Annotated in this window: 7 protein-coding genes; 1 reads left to right on the forward strand and 6 read right to left on the reverse strand. The window is 60.5% G+C overall.

The annotated features are described in order from the left end of the window. The 6 genes from AC5E6W_RS04885 to AC5E6W_RS04910 form a co-directional block, all read right to left on the reverse strand. The coding region (locus AC5E6W_RS04885; protein WP_491751142.1) for an efflux RND transporter permease subunit at positions 1-826 on the reverse strand (826 nt) is incomplete at its 3' end. After that, complete coding sequence (locus AC5E6W_RS04890) at positions 827-2,395, reverse strand: efflux RND transporter periplasmic adaptor subunit (protein ID WP_491751143.1); 1,569 nt, start codon at positions 2,393-2,395, stop codon at positions 827-829. Next, positions 2,392-3,651 carry a TolC family protein gene (locus AC5E6W_RS04895; RefSeq protein ID WP_491751144.1) on the reverse strand — a complete coding sequence of 420 codons (1,260 nt, stop codon included), beginning with the start codon at positions 3,649-3,651 and terminating at the stop codon, positions 2,392-2,394. Before AC5E6W_RS04895 ends, AC5E6W_RS04890 begins: the two co-directional genes overlap by 4 nt. Positions 3,652-4,667: 1,016 nt before the next feature. Continuing rightward, a complete protein-coding gene (mobF, locus tag AC5E6W_RS04900) occupies positions 4,668-7,385 on the reverse strand; it encodes a MobF family relaxase (RefSeq protein ID WP_491751145.1) in 2,718 nt (905 codons plus the stop codon). A 186-nt stretch (positions 7,386-7,571) separates the two neighbouring features. Further along, positions 7,572-8,057: an ImmA/IrrE family metallo-endopeptidase gene (locus tag AC5E6W_RS04905; protein WP_491751146.1), complete on the reverse strand. Its 486-nt coding sequence runs from the start codon at positions 8,055-8,057 to the stop codon at positions 7,572-7,574. After that, on the reverse strand, positions 8,038-8,520 hold the full coding sequence (locus AC5E6W_RS04910; protein WP_491751147.1) for a hypothetical protein: 483 nt from the start codon (positions 8,518-8,520) through the stop codon (positions 8,038-8,040). The genes AC5E6W_RS04905 and AC5E6W_RS04910 overlap by 20 nt, the downstream gene beginning before the upstream one ends. Before the next feature lie 580 nt (positions 8,521-9,100). On the opposite strand from AC5E6W_RS04910, the gene AC5E6W_RS04915 reads away from it, so the two are divergent. After that, complete coding sequence (locus tag AC5E6W_RS04915; RefSeq protein WP_491751148.1) at positions 9,101-17,071, forward strand: FG-GAP-like repeat-containing protein; 7,971 nt, start codon at positions 9,101-9,103, stop codon at positions 17,069-17,071. Positions 17,072-17,181: the final 110 nt, after the last annotated feature.

Below are 17,181 nucleotides of genomic sequence, written 5' to 3' on the forward strand. Positions count from 1 at the left end.
CGACAACTCCCTCTCGAATATCCGGGCCGAAGGTGACAACGCCAAGATCGCGCAATAAAACAGGTGTCCCATTCTTGCTGCCAACGGCAACACTCTGGAGGTCTTTCAGCGAGTGAAGGTATCCAAGTCCCCGAATCATGTATTGCGCGCCGCTCAGATCCAGCACTCGGCCGCCAACCTCGTTGGTGCTTGCCTTTACCCTGTCAATCACCATGGAGAGCGGAATGTTGTAGGCCAGCAGCTTCGCCGGATCAAGCTGGATCTGGTACTGGCGAACGTAGCCGCCGATACTCGCAACCTCCGATACCCCGGGCACGGTCTCCAGCGCGTAGCGGAGGTGCCAGTCTTGCAAAGTCCGCAGATCCGCGAGGCTGTGCTTTCCGCTCTTATCGACGATGGCATACTCAAAGACCCAGCCCGCGCCGGTCGCATCGGGCCCAATGGCCGGATGTACGGCAGCGGGCAGCCGTCCGCTAATTTGCTGGAGATATTCAAGAACACGCGAGCGTGCCCAGTACATATCCGTTCCGTCTTCAAAGATGACGTAGACGTACGAATCCCCGAACATGGTTTGCGCCCGCACGGCTTTGACGTGAGGGGCAGCCAGAAGACTGGTGACAATCGGATAGCTGACCTGGTCTTCGATCACTTCCGGCGGCTCGCCCTCCCAGCTTGTATGGACAATCACCTGGACATCGGAGATGTCCGGTAACGCATCCAGCGGGACATGCTGGAGCGACCAGATACCCGCAAGGGTGAGGAGCAGAACGCCAGTGAAGACAAGGAACCGGTTGCGTGCGCAAAGGTCAATAATCTTGGAGAGCATTTACATCCCTCCTTGGGCAGTTACCCGCAAACGCTTTGTGGCTATCGACTGGCCGTGTTGCTTGGCAACAATCGTCACGTTATAGGTTCCGCCCGATTCGAGACTTCCCTGGCCCTCATACTGACCACCGCCCTTAGCCGCAAGAGGAAACGTCTTGTTGACGGCAGCCATACCCATTGCGGGCATGGCAGGCATGGAGAACGTCACACTCACGTCGGCCCCGTCTGTTGGATGGCCGCTTGTAGCGAGGGTGACATGCAAATCATTCGGCCCTCGGTGCGGAGGGTCAGGAGCAATCTTGAAGTCCAACCCGACATTTGAGTTGTTTGAGGGAGAAATCGACGTCATGACCGTGCCCGTGCTTGGTTGTGCGCTGGCCGGTCCCGCCGCTGCCTGCAACTGACTCTCCGAATCAAGAAGGAAGCTCGCCGAAGTGACAATCTGCTGATGGACTTCAAGCCCCTTCAGGACGACATAAGAATCGCCCTCCTGCGGTCCCAAGACAACATCTCTCGGCTCAAGACTTCCATTGCCGTGATCGAGAAAAACTACCTGCCGTATACCCGTTTGGAATACCGCAGAAACCGGAACTACGAGTTGTCGTCCGAGGCCTGATTTGAGGTCAACATTGACGAACATCCCCGGCTTTAGTTTGAGCCCGGCATTGCTCACAGCAAGACGCACCGCAACCGTGCGCGTCGTCATATCCACCTGCGGGAGTATCGCTTCAATCCTGGCGGAAAACGTATGGTCCGGATACGCATCGACGGTAATGGCCGCGCTGTCTCCCGGCTTTACTCGCCCAACATCATTCTGAAAAACCTGAGCGTTCACCCACACGCGCGATAGATCGGCAATCGTGTACAAGTGACTGCTCGAATCAACTGACATATTTGGAAGTGCGATGCGCTCGGTGATGTACCCCGAAACGGGTGAATTGATCGTGATATCCGAGATCGCCTTGCCCGTTTCCTTGAGCTTCGCCATCTCGCTGGCTGGCACCTCCCATTGTTGCAACCGCTGTTCCGCCGCTTCAGATAGCGAAGCCGCTCCGGTGGCAACACCATCCACCGGGCTGGAACTCATGGTCTTCTGATTCTGCCGAGCCAGCAGATATTCCCTCTGCGTGGCGACGAGATCCGGGCTATAAATCGTGAAGAGCGGCTCCCCCTTCCTCACGTATTGATACGTGGCATTCGCAAACACCTGCCGGATATAGCCCGGGAACCGTACCTGCACGTAGGAAACGAGACGCTCATCGGTGGTGACGGTGCCGGTTGCCCGTACGTCGTCAGCGAGTTGTTTATATTCCACGGTTCCCGACTTCACGCCGATCGTTTGCATCTGGTCGGCGGTCAACTGAACTGGCACGAGCGGCGCTTCTATCCCTGGCTGCGGCGCTGTCGGAGTTTCATCAGTCTTCGAAGAGGGTCCCGATGCAAGCGGCTCAACGACAGATTCGTGCGGCGCGGGCCGTTGCCGTACACGCAGCCGATAGAATGCTCCTCCTCCGACCGCAGCCATCACGAAAAGCCAAAAGAGCGAAGTGCGGACAATATATTTGTTCATCGGATTGATGCTCCCGTCAGTGTTTCCAGTCGTACAAGGGCCATTTCATGGTCCAGAAGGACTTGTTCGTAGTCACGTTGCACAGCGAGGGCGTCCATCAGGGATAACAGGATAGGCTCGAACTGTTGCTTGCTTGACTGGTAGGCCGTTTCTTGGGAATGGAATACAGCGTCGACCTGGGGAAGCAATCCCTGCTGAAACTCGGTGATCTGTTTCTCTGCACTGGTCGCCGCCACATACTGCTTCTGCACTTCGGCCAATTCCTGCTGTACCTGCGAGTCGAGTGTCTGCTTTGCCCCGTTCAGCATTTCGGTTGCTTCCGCAATCTGGCTCTCAACGCGCTTGCGCCGCGGGAGTCTCATGTTCAGCGTGAGCACGTAATAATCGCGGTAGCCTGCGCCGGTCTGCTGAAACATATATCCGACGTTGAAGTCCGGTTTCCCCTCTCTCTCTGCTGACTTCACTGCTGCAGCCTGCTTCTGAACTTCAGCCGTCTCCGTATGGACGGCCGGGTCATGGCTCTGGACAAGTTCCGCCAACTCGCTCGCGGTATAGCGCAACGGCATAGCCGTAAGCTTGTCCGGCATGATGTCCACAGATTGTTGGGGGCGATGCAGAAGCTGTTTAAGGACAGCCTGTAGCTGGCCCATGTCCTGGTGGTGCATGGTCTTTTCTCGCAGGAGTTTGGTCAGCTCCAGTTGAGCCTTGAGGACATCTGCCTGGCTTCCTTGTCCCACGCTGTAACGGGAAAGACCCGATTCAATCAGTGGCCTAAGGATGGCCTCGCTCTTGTTCAGGATCGCGAGCGTCGCCTCGTGATAGGCCAACTGCACATAAGCCAGTTTGACCTGCTCGGCTATGGATGCCCTCAACTGGTCGGCCTGAGCGAGACTCGTGTCGGCTTCCCGGTTGGCTACCTCTGATTTGAGCTTCAGCTTTCCGGGATAAGGGAGGTCTTGGGATGCACCGAATCCAATGTAGGCAAAATCGCTATTGCTGAACCCGGCAAAGGGCTTCGGGCTCCCAACGCTGAAGTCCTGCACCGTCAGTTGCGGATCGGGCAGAACCGCGAGCTGTTGGCCAACATGGGTTGCGGCTTTCCAGGCGTGGTCAGCCGCAGAGATCTGCGAATTGTTCGCCTCAGCTTCGGCGATCAGTGAAGCCAGGGTGCTCGGTTGCATCGGCATATCCTGCGCCGTGGCGAGGATGCCGGTTCCAAGCACCAATATGGCGGACCAATAAAAGGTCACCTTCATGGAGCGTTCTCCTGTCTCTACGACATTTCAGAAACGAGCACGCAAATGCGTCACTCGAACGAAGTGCGAGATAGGAGTGATTCAGATTCGGAGATTGGCAGTTCGGGCGATTTGAAGCCCCGGCGGATCATGCTCGGCTGGGATTCTCGGCAAGGCAATGGGAACGACCGGAAGTTCGGCGGGCACAATCGCGTCCCAAAAGACGGCGGTCCAAACCAAAACGAGAGACGGCCCCGAAGTTACGATCTGCGGCGGCTCATCCATCTTGCCGTCGTTTCGGCAGCAAGTCATGCTCTTCATACCGCCGCACTTCACGTGCATCGCCGCGCAGCAAGCCTTCGCCGCATGCGAATCCCCATTCCCTGCGACGCAGGCAAAGATCGGCGCTGCGGCAGACAGGAGGAGAATCAGGATGGCGAAGACCGAGAATCGGCGCATCTTCATTGAAGTATACGATTTGTTTGCTGACAGACGTTTTGCCTCACGCCTACCTAGCTTGTCCTGAAGGAGACATTGCTGGCCATGCGTGATCGCGAGGTTTGGTAGAACTCTCACATCGATACGCTACCCTGAGCGGGGCGGAGCCAACGTGATTGCAATCACGCATTGGCGAAAATCCCGCTCAAGCACTCCGCCTGGCCGAGTTCCCAAGATCACGGTCGGCTCCAATGGTTAGCAAGGCGTGGCGCATAACCCCACCTTGGAAAGTTGCTTTCCTCTCACTCGCAGTCTTGCTTTCGGAATTCAAGCCCCGGCCTCCGTGAGCCTCAGAGATCGAAGCGTGCGGCTGCTAGAGAACTTGTAGTCTGTCGAAAGGGTTCGTCACGGCACAGCTTATTACGAGCTTTGCCCCAGCACCGGGCGAATGGCCCGCCTGGTCGACAAATAGCGGAAGTTCAGCGATGCCTAGCGCCGTCACCTGGTGCTAAATCGCCGAGTCACTCATCGATGCAAGATCAGCACCCATTAATCTGCGCGCCGCGATCTTAGTTCATCTAGGGTAATGCTGGTGGCAGCTAAATCCCGAGACCGAGTCCCTGCTCAAGCTCGATTGCAGGCTCAGGCAGGTTCACAGACGGTCTTGACTTGATGCCGCTGTCGATGGCAGGTTCGGTCGATACACGTTGAAGCGAGACATGTTCGAGTTCGATTGCGGAGGGGCGCGCCATCGATATTCCCAGGGATTCCCCCAACCGACCTATGTCCGATGTGACGATGGCGATCCCCTCCCGACCGCGCGAAGCTGCAACATAAAAGAGTTCCTGCTGCATGGCGTCGGCGGAGATGATCACCTCATCAACCGTCTTACCCTGACTGCGATGCGCTGTGACGGCGTAGCCGTGCGTGAACTCTCGATAGTTTTCCGGGATGCTTCGACCGTCTTCCAGGTGAATGATTCCTTGCTCCACGCCTCGCACGGTCGCCAGTTCCCCATTCGTCGCGCGAAACTCGGGGTCTTTCCGATTGCCCCTCAGTAGCAACTTGTCTCCTGCCGCGACCTCGATCTCTCGGCGCTCATGGGCGGAGAATGATCGCGCTTGGGTCAGCCTGACAAGCCTCTCTTCACCATGGTCGTTCACCGCCCGGATCACGGAATCAGATACACCAGAGACGGTGAGCGCTTCATGCTTCTCGATACCACGCGATGCCCGATGGAAGACAAGCACCTGGCCAGGTTGGTAGTTGGAAAGGTCTTTCTTCTGCGCTTCAGTCCACTGCAGGGGGACATGCTGCACCAGTGTCTCACTGCGGCCCAGGATTGATCGCGTCTTCAGGTCCTCCCGGATTGCCGCGGTGACCCGTCCGATCTCTTCATGGGTAGGCGCGACGACAAGCACCGTGCGACCCGACCTCGCTGTCATCTCCCGATATACGTCTGCGACGGTCTGTGCACGCTCAAGGTATGGCACCTCGCGCACGGCCCCCATATCCTTAAGTCTCGCGAAGCCTTCCTCGGGAGAGCTTCTGAGAGATTCGATGGCGGCCCTATACTCGCGATTCGATTGGCGCTGGATGCCGGTCAAGGAGACGCTCGTCATCCTCGATTCGCGCTCCAGGATGCGCAAGGCGTCCGACGACTCCACACTCTGTATCTGCCGCGTGTCACCCGAGAACAGGATGCGCGCGTGTTCGCGGCGAGCCAGGTCGAGGAGCCCTTCCATCTGACGGCCTGAAACCATCCCCGCCGCATCAGCAATCAGCACGTTGCCCCGCAGAGTTCGCTGTGCAGTCTGGTCTTCCAGCAGGCGCGCGATCGTCATCGAACTCTTGAAGCCGACCTTTTGAAGCTCCCCGACGGCACTCCGCGTTGGCGCGACGGCCAGAACATTATGCCCGGCCTCACGCAGGCCGCGATCGATCTCCTGTAAGGTCGCAGTCTTCCCTGTTCCAGCGGCTCCGCGGACATTGATGGCGAAGTCCTGAGACGCAAGGATCGTCTCGACCGCATGGCGCTGTTCCGCCGGGAGAGTTGATTTCGGTTCAAACGGTTCGTTGCGACCAAGGGCAAAGTAGCGGCCCACCCCCTGGTCGATGGCAGCGACCATGCTTCGCTCGCGCTCCAAGCTCAGCTGCGTCGTAACGTTGCCGTTGACTTGAAGGAACTGGCCCTGTGATACGGCCAGTTCATAGCTTCCGCGCAGTTCTCCCAGGTCGATGCGACCTCGGCCATGGCGGAGGGCCTCAGCCAGCAACTCATGATCCTTCGCGACGGTCTTGCGCTCGAATAGATGTTCTTGTGCGTGGCTCAGGGATTCGGTGGCTGGAGCTTTCTGGATTCCCCGCTCTTGCGAGCGATCGCGTAGATCGACCAGGGTCGAGTGTTCTTGGGCGGAGATCCGTCCGAGTTGCAGATGGCGAACTTCGGCAGTGCTGATCGCGTGCAGCTTATCCGGCCGGGACTCGCGGACGAGAACGGCGACTTCGTTGTCGGTTGGAGATCGTCCATGCTCGGCTTTGAACTGGTTGATTGCCTGATCTCGCTGTTCGCTTCTCTGCGAGTAGCGCTCCATGAGATCTCGCGAAACCCCCTTGATCTCGAAACGGGCGTCGCCGCCCTTGGCGTTCCTCTGGTTCTCGATCTCGTAGCCTAGCCCTCGCACTTCCCTGGCGAGGGCATTGCGGTAGACCTCGGTGAGGTACGCCCGGCGCTCGTAGACGCCTGAGGCCTGGAGTGCCTTCCAGCGCCCTTCGACTCCGTCATAGGTGAGGTTCGCCGCAACCGCGTGCGTGTGAATCTGCGGATCGAGCTGCCGGCTACTGTCATGCGTGTATGCCGCAACGATGAGATTGCCGGTCTGACGGTCATGGTTGGCCCCATCCAACCGGACGCGGGCGCCCGCTTTGCGCTCTGTCTCTTGCATGGCTTCTCTGACCGCGGTGCGGTGTGCTTCGATCAATCGCTCATCGCCACCCACCAGCGCCTGCACAGAAACCGACTTGGGCGCGGAGAACGTGAAGTCGTAAAGGGACCTGGCCTTGGCCTCCGTCTCGCCGTTGCTTGCGGGACGGTCTGCGCTATGGCGTGGCCGAAGGAACTCTCCATTCGCAGGATGCAGACCTTCGCGGATCGCCTCAAACTGTTCTGGCGTCACCTCGCCTCGCAGCCCAAGCAGTTCCGCGCCGCGACCATGCCACTCGCCCCGGATCGTCCGGTTCTGGTCGTAGTAGTCGTTATGCTCCAGGTGCCGTTGCGCGTAGCCTTGGCCGCCCGTCATGGCCCGAATCGTCAGCATCTCCAAACGCTAGAGCTGTTCGAAATCGCAATGCAAATCCGGGGAATCGCAGCGGGCTAACTTCCGTCGTTTCCGCAGGTGCGCCACGAGTCATAACGTGCCGTCGGTGTCAAAGCAGGCACCGTTCCGAGTACCTGAGGCCTATTGTGAACCAGCTCAAGAGGCCAATCCATGACGGATCTGTCTTTATCCGGGAACACCCAGCCGAATACTCATAGCTTGCTCCGAAACATCGAAGCGTCGCGCCAAAATAGCTATGCTGTCTGCACCAGATTTGATCTCTCTTTCGATCAAATGCATGGGCATCAAAATGTCTGCAGCCTTCTTGTTAGCCTGGACTTCAGCCAGCGTGCTGAGACCACTCCTATACATCGAACTATCGACTAGCCCGTCCCCAATCCTGTCGCGATGAAGCAAGAAGTGGGCGATTTCGTGCGCCACAGTAAAACGCTTCCGTGTGCGGGAATCGCGGTTGTTGACGAGAATACTGTACCCAGACGGTCCGCCATGTCTTGCGTCTCGGCGAATCTCACCCGATATTCCCTCTGGGAGATCCTGCTCCCAAACATTCACCCCCAACCGTTCCGCATAGGCCACAACATCCACGGGGACGGTAGCCTCGGCCGTCACATTCGGGGACTGCACCGATTTCTTATTTGTCAGGGCTATCATTCATATCCTCCGGATATTCCAGAGCAATTTGGCTCTCGCCAGATTCTGATCCGCGGTTGTTTGACGCGGCAGAGACGGCGTTCGATTCCTGGGTTGGGACCCGTAGGACAATCACCCGTTCTGGGACAACACTCTCGAGAAGGACGGCAGCTGTCGCATCGGTAAGTTCGCCTCTCGTTTGCATCGCCCTTATCAACTTGACAAGATGATCCTCAGTTTTTCGCATCGTCGCAGTACGAAGCTCAGCATACCCAAACAGGGCCCCGACACCAACGCCAATCGCCGCCACGCCCACGATGCCACCTAAGATTGTGATGTTTGTCGAAAGGGCGGCAAGTACTTGATGTGTTGTTAAGTTGCTCTTGCTTCCAATTCGCGCAACCTTCGCATAGTGAAGGCTTCCGAAAAATGCTGCCACACTCAATGCTGACGCAGCCGTAATGACCGCGAGCATAATCTTCACGCCCTCCGGGTTCCGAACGATTCTGTAGACTCGCACTCCGAACCAAAGCGTCAACAGACAACCAAGTGCCGCGAGAAACCAATGCTGGATGATCTCGAAGAGAAGCTCGGAAAGCATGCGATCAAATTAGCACTTTTCGCAAATCGCAGTGGCCGGGAGGCCCAGAGTCCGACATGATGATATCCGAGAAATTCAGCGGGTTCACGAAGTTGCTGGACAACCTGCAACTTTGCTACTTCGAGGCCTTCTTGATGCTCTTCTTCTTCGCGGACTTCTTGGGCGGGCGACCGGTCCTGGGTAATGCCTCGAACGACTCGACTTCGGATCGGTGAACGAAGGTTCGCACTCCGTCTTCCGCTTCGCTGGTCGGCTTCGAATAGTCGCTTCCCTCCCTCCCCGGGGATGGTGCCCGTTCAACCCGCCTCACATACAGCAGCAAGAACGTCGTGGTAGACTCCGCAAAACGCACGCAAGTGTAGCAGGCCGCACGGTGAGTACAACCTCCGCCACGTCTCTGCGAAAACTCCTGGGATTGTTGTAGGCGGTTGCCCGAGGCGGCCGTCTGGGGTGGTGTTCGTCCATGAATTTGCGCCGCAGAGCACTTTGGGATGATTCTTCGCCCCGTCGTTCCATCGCCTCCACCGCCGCGCCGCGCCGCGCGGCGTTTTCGCTCCTGATCTTCGCTATCGGAGTCCTGTTTGGCCCTGCCGCGCGGGCGCAGCAACAACCCATGCGCGTGCCTTCTTCGCACGTGCGGCCTCAGGTGCTCGATCACACCGCGGCCTACGTAGCGCCGATGGCCGACGACGAGCAGCTGCATCTCTCCATCGTGCTCCCATTACGCAACCAGGCGGCGCTCAGCGCCCTGCTCCAGCGTTTGTACGATCCCACGAGCCCGGATTACCGGCACTTCCTCTCTGTTGCGCAGTTCACGCAACAGTTTGGCCCCTCTGAGGATGACTACAACGCCGTCGCAGCCTACGCTCAGACGCAAGGGCTCACGGTGGGTACAGCGCCCGGGAACCGGCTTGTAGTGCCCGTCAGCGGTTCCGTCGCAGCGGTGAACGCGGCTTTCAACGTGCAGATGACGGTGTACCAGCACCCGACGGAAAACCGCAGGTTCTTCTCTCCGGATCGTGAGCCTTCCCTTCGTCTCAGCGTGCCCGTCTCCCATATCTCGGGCATGGATAACTATTCGATCCCGAAGCCTTTCTCGCTCCGTGCGATGGCGGTCCAGCAGGCCGCCGTCGCCGTCAATGGCTCCGGCCCCGGAGGATCCTATCTCGGCAGCGACATGCGAGCCGCTTATTACGGCGGCACAGTTCTGGACGGCACCGGGCAGGCCGTCGGGTTGCTGGAGTTCGGTGGCTACGATCCCTCCGACGTCGCTCTCACATTCACCAACTCCGGACAGACCAACAACGTCCCCATCAATAACGTGGCCCTCGATGGCGCCAGTGTGGGGACAGACCAGTACGGAGACGGCGAGCAGGTCCTGGATATCGTCCAGGCCATCGGCATGGCGCCCAACCTCAGCCAGGTGCGGGTCTACATTGGGAACGCAACCTCCGGTCTGGACGACGCGAGCGTCCTCAACGCGATGGTCTCAGAGAACGTCGCGAAGCAGCTGAGCTGCTCCTGGGGATGGCGGCCGGCAGACCCCACCGCTGCCGATGTCTTCTTTCAGGAGATGGCGGCCCAGGGACAAAGCTTCTTCGCCTCCTCCGGCGACTCCGGCGCATTCGACGCCGCGATCAACCCATTCTTCTTCCCCGCGGAGGATGACTACGTCACGACCGTGGGCGGTACACACCTCGCGACTGCCGGCCCCGGCAGTTCGTGGGTCTCGGAGACGGTGTGGAACTCCGGCGGAGCAGGCAGCGGCGGCGGCATCAGCCCGGATAGCATTCCGTTGCCTTCTTGGCAGACAGGCCTCGCGAACTCTGCCAATGGCGGCTCCACCACCCTCCGCAACGAACCTGACGTCGCCATGGAAGGCGACTTCGATAACTATTCCTGTGAGGGTGGCGTATGTGCCGGGGATTGGGCGGGCACCAGCTTCGCTGCCCCGCGGTGGGCGGCCTTCATGGCGCTTGTCAATCAACAGGCCGTTGAAAATGGCTCCGCAACAACGGGTGGCATAGGCTTCCTCAACCTGCCGCTTTACCAGATCGCGCAGGGAGCGAACGCCGCGAACGATCTGCACGATATCACCAGCGGAAACAACCAGACGTCGAATCAACCCACCTGGTTCAGCGCCGTCGCCGGGTATGACCTCACCACGGGCTGGGGCAGCGCGAACGGACAGAGCCTCATCAACGATCTCGCAGGTCCGCAGGTCCCCGGGTTCTGGCTCGTGAGCTCCCAATCGGCCGCTGCCGCCAACCCCGGCGGAACCGGATCCACCACCATCAAGATCGTCGATGCCGGCGGTTTCAACGGCAACGTCAGCCTCGCCGTCACCTCCACACTTCCCACTGGCGTCACGGCGGCCTTCGCAACCAATCCGGCCACCGGCTCCGACGTTCTCACGTTTTCGGTCGGTAGCTCCGTCTCGCAGCAGACAGTCCCCGTCGTTGTGACAGGCACCTCCGGGGCTCTCACTCAGTCCGTCAACTTCACACTTGTCATCCACTCGGCGAGCTTTGGTCTGGGAGCTTCGCCTGCCACGGTGTCTCTGCAGCCCGGTCACTCAGGAACCACCACCGTCGCCGTGCAGCCGCTGTACGGCTTCACCGGAACCGTAGCGCTCTCCATCTCGGGTCTGCCCACGGGAGTGACCGCTTCGTTCTCCCCTTCGTCTACCAGCGGGACAAGCACGTTGACCTTGACGGCGGCCTCGAACGCCACGGGTGGCAACAGCGTTCTGACCATCACCGGTACCTCTGGATCGCTTTCCGCCACCACCACCATGGGAGTCATCGTTCAGGCGCCCAGCTTCAATATCGATCCCCTGGAAACCGCAGTCACCGCGGGACAGGGTAGCTCAGGCTCGGCGTACGTCGAGGTCCTTTCGCAGTACGGGTTCACCGGCAACGTCACGTTGTCCGCGTCGAACCTCCCGGCCGGTGTCACGGCTAACTTCTCTCCCAATCCCGCTCCGACCGGGTCCTTTGTCACCGCGACCTTCAACGTCAGCAGCACAGCCTTGGTCGGCGCCACCCCCATTACGATCACCGGGGTTTCGGGCACCCTCACGTCCTCTGCGAACATCACGCTCAACGTCGTTCAACCGACCTTTACTCTCTACACGTACTCCCCCCTCAATCTTGGTCAGGGCACTTCGGGCACGCTCTCTGTCACTGTGGAGGGGCAGTACGGCTTTCAAGGATCGGTTGCGTTTTCCGTCTCGGGGCTGCCCCGCGGAGTCACCGCCGTATGGGCACCCAATCCATCCACGTCCTCAACGACGCTCTACCTCAGCGCCAGCAAAACCGTAGCTGCAGGACAATATCCGCTGACCATCACCGGCACGTCGGGTGGTCAAACCGTCACCACCACGGCCACCCTCAATATCCTGGTGCCGACGTTCACCCTCAGCAACTACTACGTCTCTGCCATTCCGCCGGGCACCAGCGGCACAGCGTACATCTATGTGAACGACGAGTACGGCTTCAACGGGAATGTGAACTTCTCTGTCTCCGGACTGCCCAGCGGTGTCACCGGATCGTTCTCGCCGGCAACCTCAACTTCCTCCACGGCACTCAATCTCACGGTCGGCAGCACGACCACGCCCGGCCAATACAACCTCACGGTCACCGGAACCTCCGGCAGCCAGACGCAGACCGTCACCGTCCCCCTCACGGTGCCCGCGCCCACCTTCAGCATCTCCGATAACTACTCCTTGACCCTGAATCCCGGGACTTCGCAGACCACGCCGGTTGCGATCTATCCGCAGTACGGCTTCAGCGGCAGCGTCGCCCTTTCGGTCTCTGGCCTGCCGGCAGGCGTCACTGCGTCGTTCTCGCCAAATCCAACGACAGGCAGCACTGTCCTGACACTGACGGCGACCCCGACAGCCGTCAGCGGGTACTACGGGCTTACCATCACCGGCACCTCGGGCGCGCTATCGCAGACCGCAACGCTCCAGTTCACGGTTGCCCCGCCATCGTTCACTCTGAGCACTGGGTACCCCAGCCTCGGGCCCGGCACATCCACCTCGACGAATGTCTACGTTTACGGGCAGAACGGCTTCAGTGGTGTCGTAAATCTCTCGGTTTCGGGACTTCCCTCCGGTCTCACGGCTTCGTTTGTGCCCAACCCGACAACTTTCTCCAGCCAGCTGAACCTCACTGCCAGCAGCTCGCTTGCGCCCGGAGTCTATCCGGTCACGATCACCGGAACCTCTGGTTCGCTCAGCGCTAGCACCACGGCTTCTGTCACCGTAGGCGCTGCAGGCTTTACGCTCAATGGACCCTATTACCCCACCATTGGCCAGGGCTCCACGCTGACCTCGTCCGCTTACGTCAACGACTTATTTGGTTTCACCGGACCGGTAACGCTCTCCATGGCTGGCCTCCCGGCCGGAGTCACGGCAACATTCGGGACCAATCCCACTACCTATTACAGCCCGATTGTCTTCACCGTCGCGGCCGGGGTGGCGCCGGGGCCGTACGCCTTCACCTTGACCGGGACCTCAGGGTCCCTGACCGCGACCTACCCCATCACTCTCGATGTCGTCGCGCCTACGTTCAGCCTCTATGGGAGCTACAGCGCTTCCGTGAATCAAGGCAGCTCTGCGACCACGACTGTCTCCGTGTCCCCGCAGAACGGCTTCACCGGCAGCGTCGCGATGAGCGTCTCCGGACTTCCTTCGGGAGTGACCGGAACCTTCTCTCCTGCTTCGACGACCACGAGCAGCGTGCTCACCTTTGCCGCCAGCGCCTCTGCAGCTCCCGGCACGTACCCGCTGACGATCACGGGTACGTCAGGCAACATCACCCAGACATTGTCATTCCAGCTTGTGGTCAATGGAGGCAGCTTCACGCTCACAGCCGCGCCCGGAGAAGTGGAACTCCCTGCGGGCTCCTCCAGCAGGACGGCAGTTGTGGTCGCACCCATTAACGGCTTCTCCGGAAACGTCAGCCTCACCGCGACAGGTGTTCCCGCAGGCGTCACCGCTTCGTTCGCTCCTGCTACCGCAACCACGTCGAGCGTCCTGACCTTTACGGCCGGTAGCGCGGCAGCACCTGGATCCGCGACGGTCACCATCACGGGAACCTCCGGTACGCTTACCGCCAGCTCTACGGTGCAGGTCAATGTACTCTCAGCCCAGGCCGGCAGCGCCACCACACTGTCGCTCTCCTCAGCAGGCAATCCCGTCTCGACCGTAGCGGCAGGATCGAAAATCACCGCTGCTATCAACGTCTCGTCGGGCTCGAATGCGTTGTCCGCCGGCCAGGCGTACCTGTGTGACGCCGCCGCTTCCTTCTGCGATGCCGCCCACAATCGCGCCGTGGTGCAGATCGCCAGCAACGGCTCCGGAGCCATTGCCTTCGTACCGGGGATTGGCGTGCATTCTTATGTCGCCAGCTTTGCCGGCATCTCCGGCATCGCAGCCAGCACCTCTGCAGCTGCTCCACTTACCGTGTCAGCTACCCTGCCCAGCACCACGACCATCGCGCAGAGCGGCCCTGCCGGCAACTACACCCTGACCGCAACTGTCACCGGGCAGGGCGACGTCGCTCCCACGGGCAACATCTCCTTTGTGGACACAACGAACGCCAACGGCGTCCTCGCGGCGTCCCCGCTCAAGGCCGGCTCTTCCGCCTTGACGCAAACCGTGGGCCAGACTCCCTCCGGCGACAGCTATACCTATGGTGTCGTCGGAGCGGACCTGAACGGCGATGGCATTTCCGACCTCGTTGCGCTCGGTTCGCAAACCAACTCGTTGCTCATCCTCCTCGCCAGGGGAGACGGTACCTTTGCCGCACCGCAGACGATAGCGATTGGTACCACTCCCGGCAGCATCGCGCTGGGCGACTTCAATCGCGACGGCCACATCGACATTGCCGTGTCTGCTCCGAACCTGAACCAGGTGCTGATCTACCTCGGCAATGGCGACGGCACCTTCACGGCCTCCAGCAGCATCGCTCCTACGGCGGGAGGGCCAGGAGCGATGACCGTCGCGGATTTCAACGGGGATGGCCTGCTCGATATCGCTGTGCTGAATACAAACAGCGGGGTCATCACTCTTCTGCTCGGCAACGGAGACGGCACATTCACGCCGGGCCAATACAGCCCTTCGGTCTCGGGAGTGTCCTCCTTGATGCAGGCAGATTTCAACGGCGACGGCATTCCGGACCTGTTGACAGCCGGCACCAACTATTCCACCTCCCAGGCCACGGTCCTGCTCGGGAACGGAGATGGTTCCTTCACGGCAGTTCCCTCGCAGGCCTTGGGCACGGCCTATCCTACCTCGCTCGCGGTCGGCGACTTCAACCGCGATGGAAAGCCGGATGTCGTTGTGTTCCTCTCCTATGGGTCGCCGGCTGTGCTGCTTGGCAACGGAGATGGGACCTTCACCCTGGGCGCCGCGCCGTCGTTCACCGGCAGCCCCACGTCAGCGGTCGTCACCGACATCAACCTCGACGGCAAGCCGGACATCATCTCCAACACCAGCACCCTGCTGGGCAATGGCGATGGCACCTTCACGGCGTTTGGGCTTACGCTCGCAAACATCGGCGGAGGTCCCATCGCCATTGGCGATTGGAACGGGGACGGCATCCCGGATGTCGCCGCTTCCGTCAACTACTCCGCCTATCTCAATATCGGTATCTCGAAGTTGTCGCAGACCGCCACGGCGACCGCCTCCAACGTCTCCCCGGATGGCATGGGCCAGCACGCGGTGAAGGCCAGCTATCCAGGCGACACCAGCTTCGTGGCGAGTTCCTCCGCGACCACCAACCTCACGGCCGAGCCTGGTGCGCCAACGGTCACCGTCATGCCGGCCACCTCGAGCGTCAATGTCACCCAGTCCCTCTCGGTAACCATCGCCGTCAGCGCTGGACCCTACAATCCCACACCTACCGGAACCGTGACACTAACCGGCGGCTCCTTTACCTCGGCGACCGTCGCCCTCAGCGCCGGCGCCGCCACACTCACCATTCCGAAGGGATCGTTCTCCAGCGGCTCGGCCCCGCTCTCAGCCAGCTATCAGCCTGACGTTGCGAGCTCCCAGTTCTATACCGCAGCCACAGGCAGCGCCACCATCACCGTCACCCTCGTCACGCCGGTCGTCACTGTCGGGATCGCGGCCTCCTCCATCACTACCACTACGCCCGTGACCGCGAACATCTCCGTCACGGACCCCACCAGCGCCGGCGTGCCTACCGGAACCGTCACACTGACTGCAGGAAGCTTCACCTCCGCGTCTGTCGCCCTGAGCTCCGGAGCCGCCACCATCTCCATCCCGTCCGGCTCGCTGGCTTTGGGCTCTGACCCTCTCTCCGTCACGTACACTCCCGACACCACCGGGGCCTCCACGTACACCTCGGCCACGGGTACGGCGCAGGTCGGAGTCGTCAAGGCGACACCGGTGATCTCCTGGGCGAAGCCCGCTGGGATCACCTACGGCACCCCGCTCAGCTCAACGCAGCTCAACGCGACCTCGTCAGTCCCGGGCACCTTCACCTACACCCCGGCCGCCGGAACTATCCTTGGTGCTGGCCCGCAGACGCTGTCGGTCTCTTTCACGCCGACCGATGGCGTTAACTACGCGACCACCACGGCCACCGTTGCGCTCTCGATTGCGCAGGCCGCCAGCAGCACAGCGTTGGCACTCTCGAATCAGAACCTGACCTTCACCGCGACGGTCGCGTCCGCGACGAGTGGTACACCCAGCGGCACGGTCAGCTTCTACGCTGGCCAGACCCTGCTCGGTCCAGGAACTCTCAACAACGGTGTGGCCTCCTACACCGTCAGCTCGTTCCCGACCGGCAGCGTCAGCTTGAGCGCGCAGTACGGTGGGGACGGGAACTTTCTTCCGTCGTCCTCCACCGCCACGCCCGCGCTCGCGATGACGTCAGCAAGCAACGCGCTCGTCGTCTCTACTGCCGGTACCGTGACTGATAACCTCACGCTCGGTGTTCCGACCGGCTATACCGGAACCGTGCAACTCGCGTGCGCCGGGCTTCCGCAGCAGGCCACCTGCACCTTTCAACCAGCCTCGCTGTCCTTCTCCGGCACTTCCGGCAGCGGCGCCACCACGCTCACCATCGGTACAGGTGGCCTCGCGAGTCTTCGGATTCCTGGTCTGCCTGGCGCGCAGCCGAGCGCGATCAGATGGGCCGCAGTTCTCGGGCTGCCCGGATTCCTACTGCTTGGCCTCTCGGGTCGCAACCGGCGGCTGCGCGGCGCGCTGCGTTCGCTTTCCACGCTCCTGCTGATGTGCGGTGTAGCGTCCCTGTTCACCGGCTGTGCCGGTTCGGGCTCCGGGTCCTCGGGTTCAGGCTCGGCGAAATCGCCCGCCGGAACCTATGCAGTTCAAGTGACGGCGACCACACCCTCTGGCGCCAGCCAGTCCGTCAACATTGCACTTACCGTGCAGTAGCGGGATAGTCCTCTGCAAAGCAATACGCCAGCACGAGGACTGGCATTTGCTTTCAGAGAAACTGGGGAGATCAACCTCTTGAAGACGAACACGTCAGGTCGGGCTGATTC

The organism is Bryocella sp. (assembly GCF_058498515.1).

What these genes read in the sequence shown, in the direction of transcription:
- AC5E6W_RS04890 (WP_491751143.1), bottom strand. Translation starts at nt 2,395, where the DNA reads ATGAACAAATATATTGTCCGCACTTCGCTCTTTTGGCTTTTCGTGATG.
- AC5E6W_RS04895 (WP_491751144.1), bottom strand. Translation starts at nt 3,651, where the DNA reads ATGAAGGTGACCTTTTATTGGTCCGCCATATTGGTGCTTGGAACCGGC.
- mobF (WP_491751145.1), bottom strand. Translation starts at nt 7,385, where the DNA reads ATGCTGACGATTCGGGCCATGACGGGCGGCCAAGGCTACGCGCAACGG.
- AC5E6W_RS04915 (WP_491751148.1), top strand. Translation starts at nt 9,101, where the DNA reads ATGAATTTGCGCCGCAGAGCACTTTGGGATGATTCTTCGCCCCGTCGT.
- AC5E6W_RS04905 (WP_491751146.1), bottom strand. Translation starts at nt 8,057, where the DNA reads ATGATAGCCCTGACAAATAAGAAATCGGTGCAGTCCCCGAATGTGACG.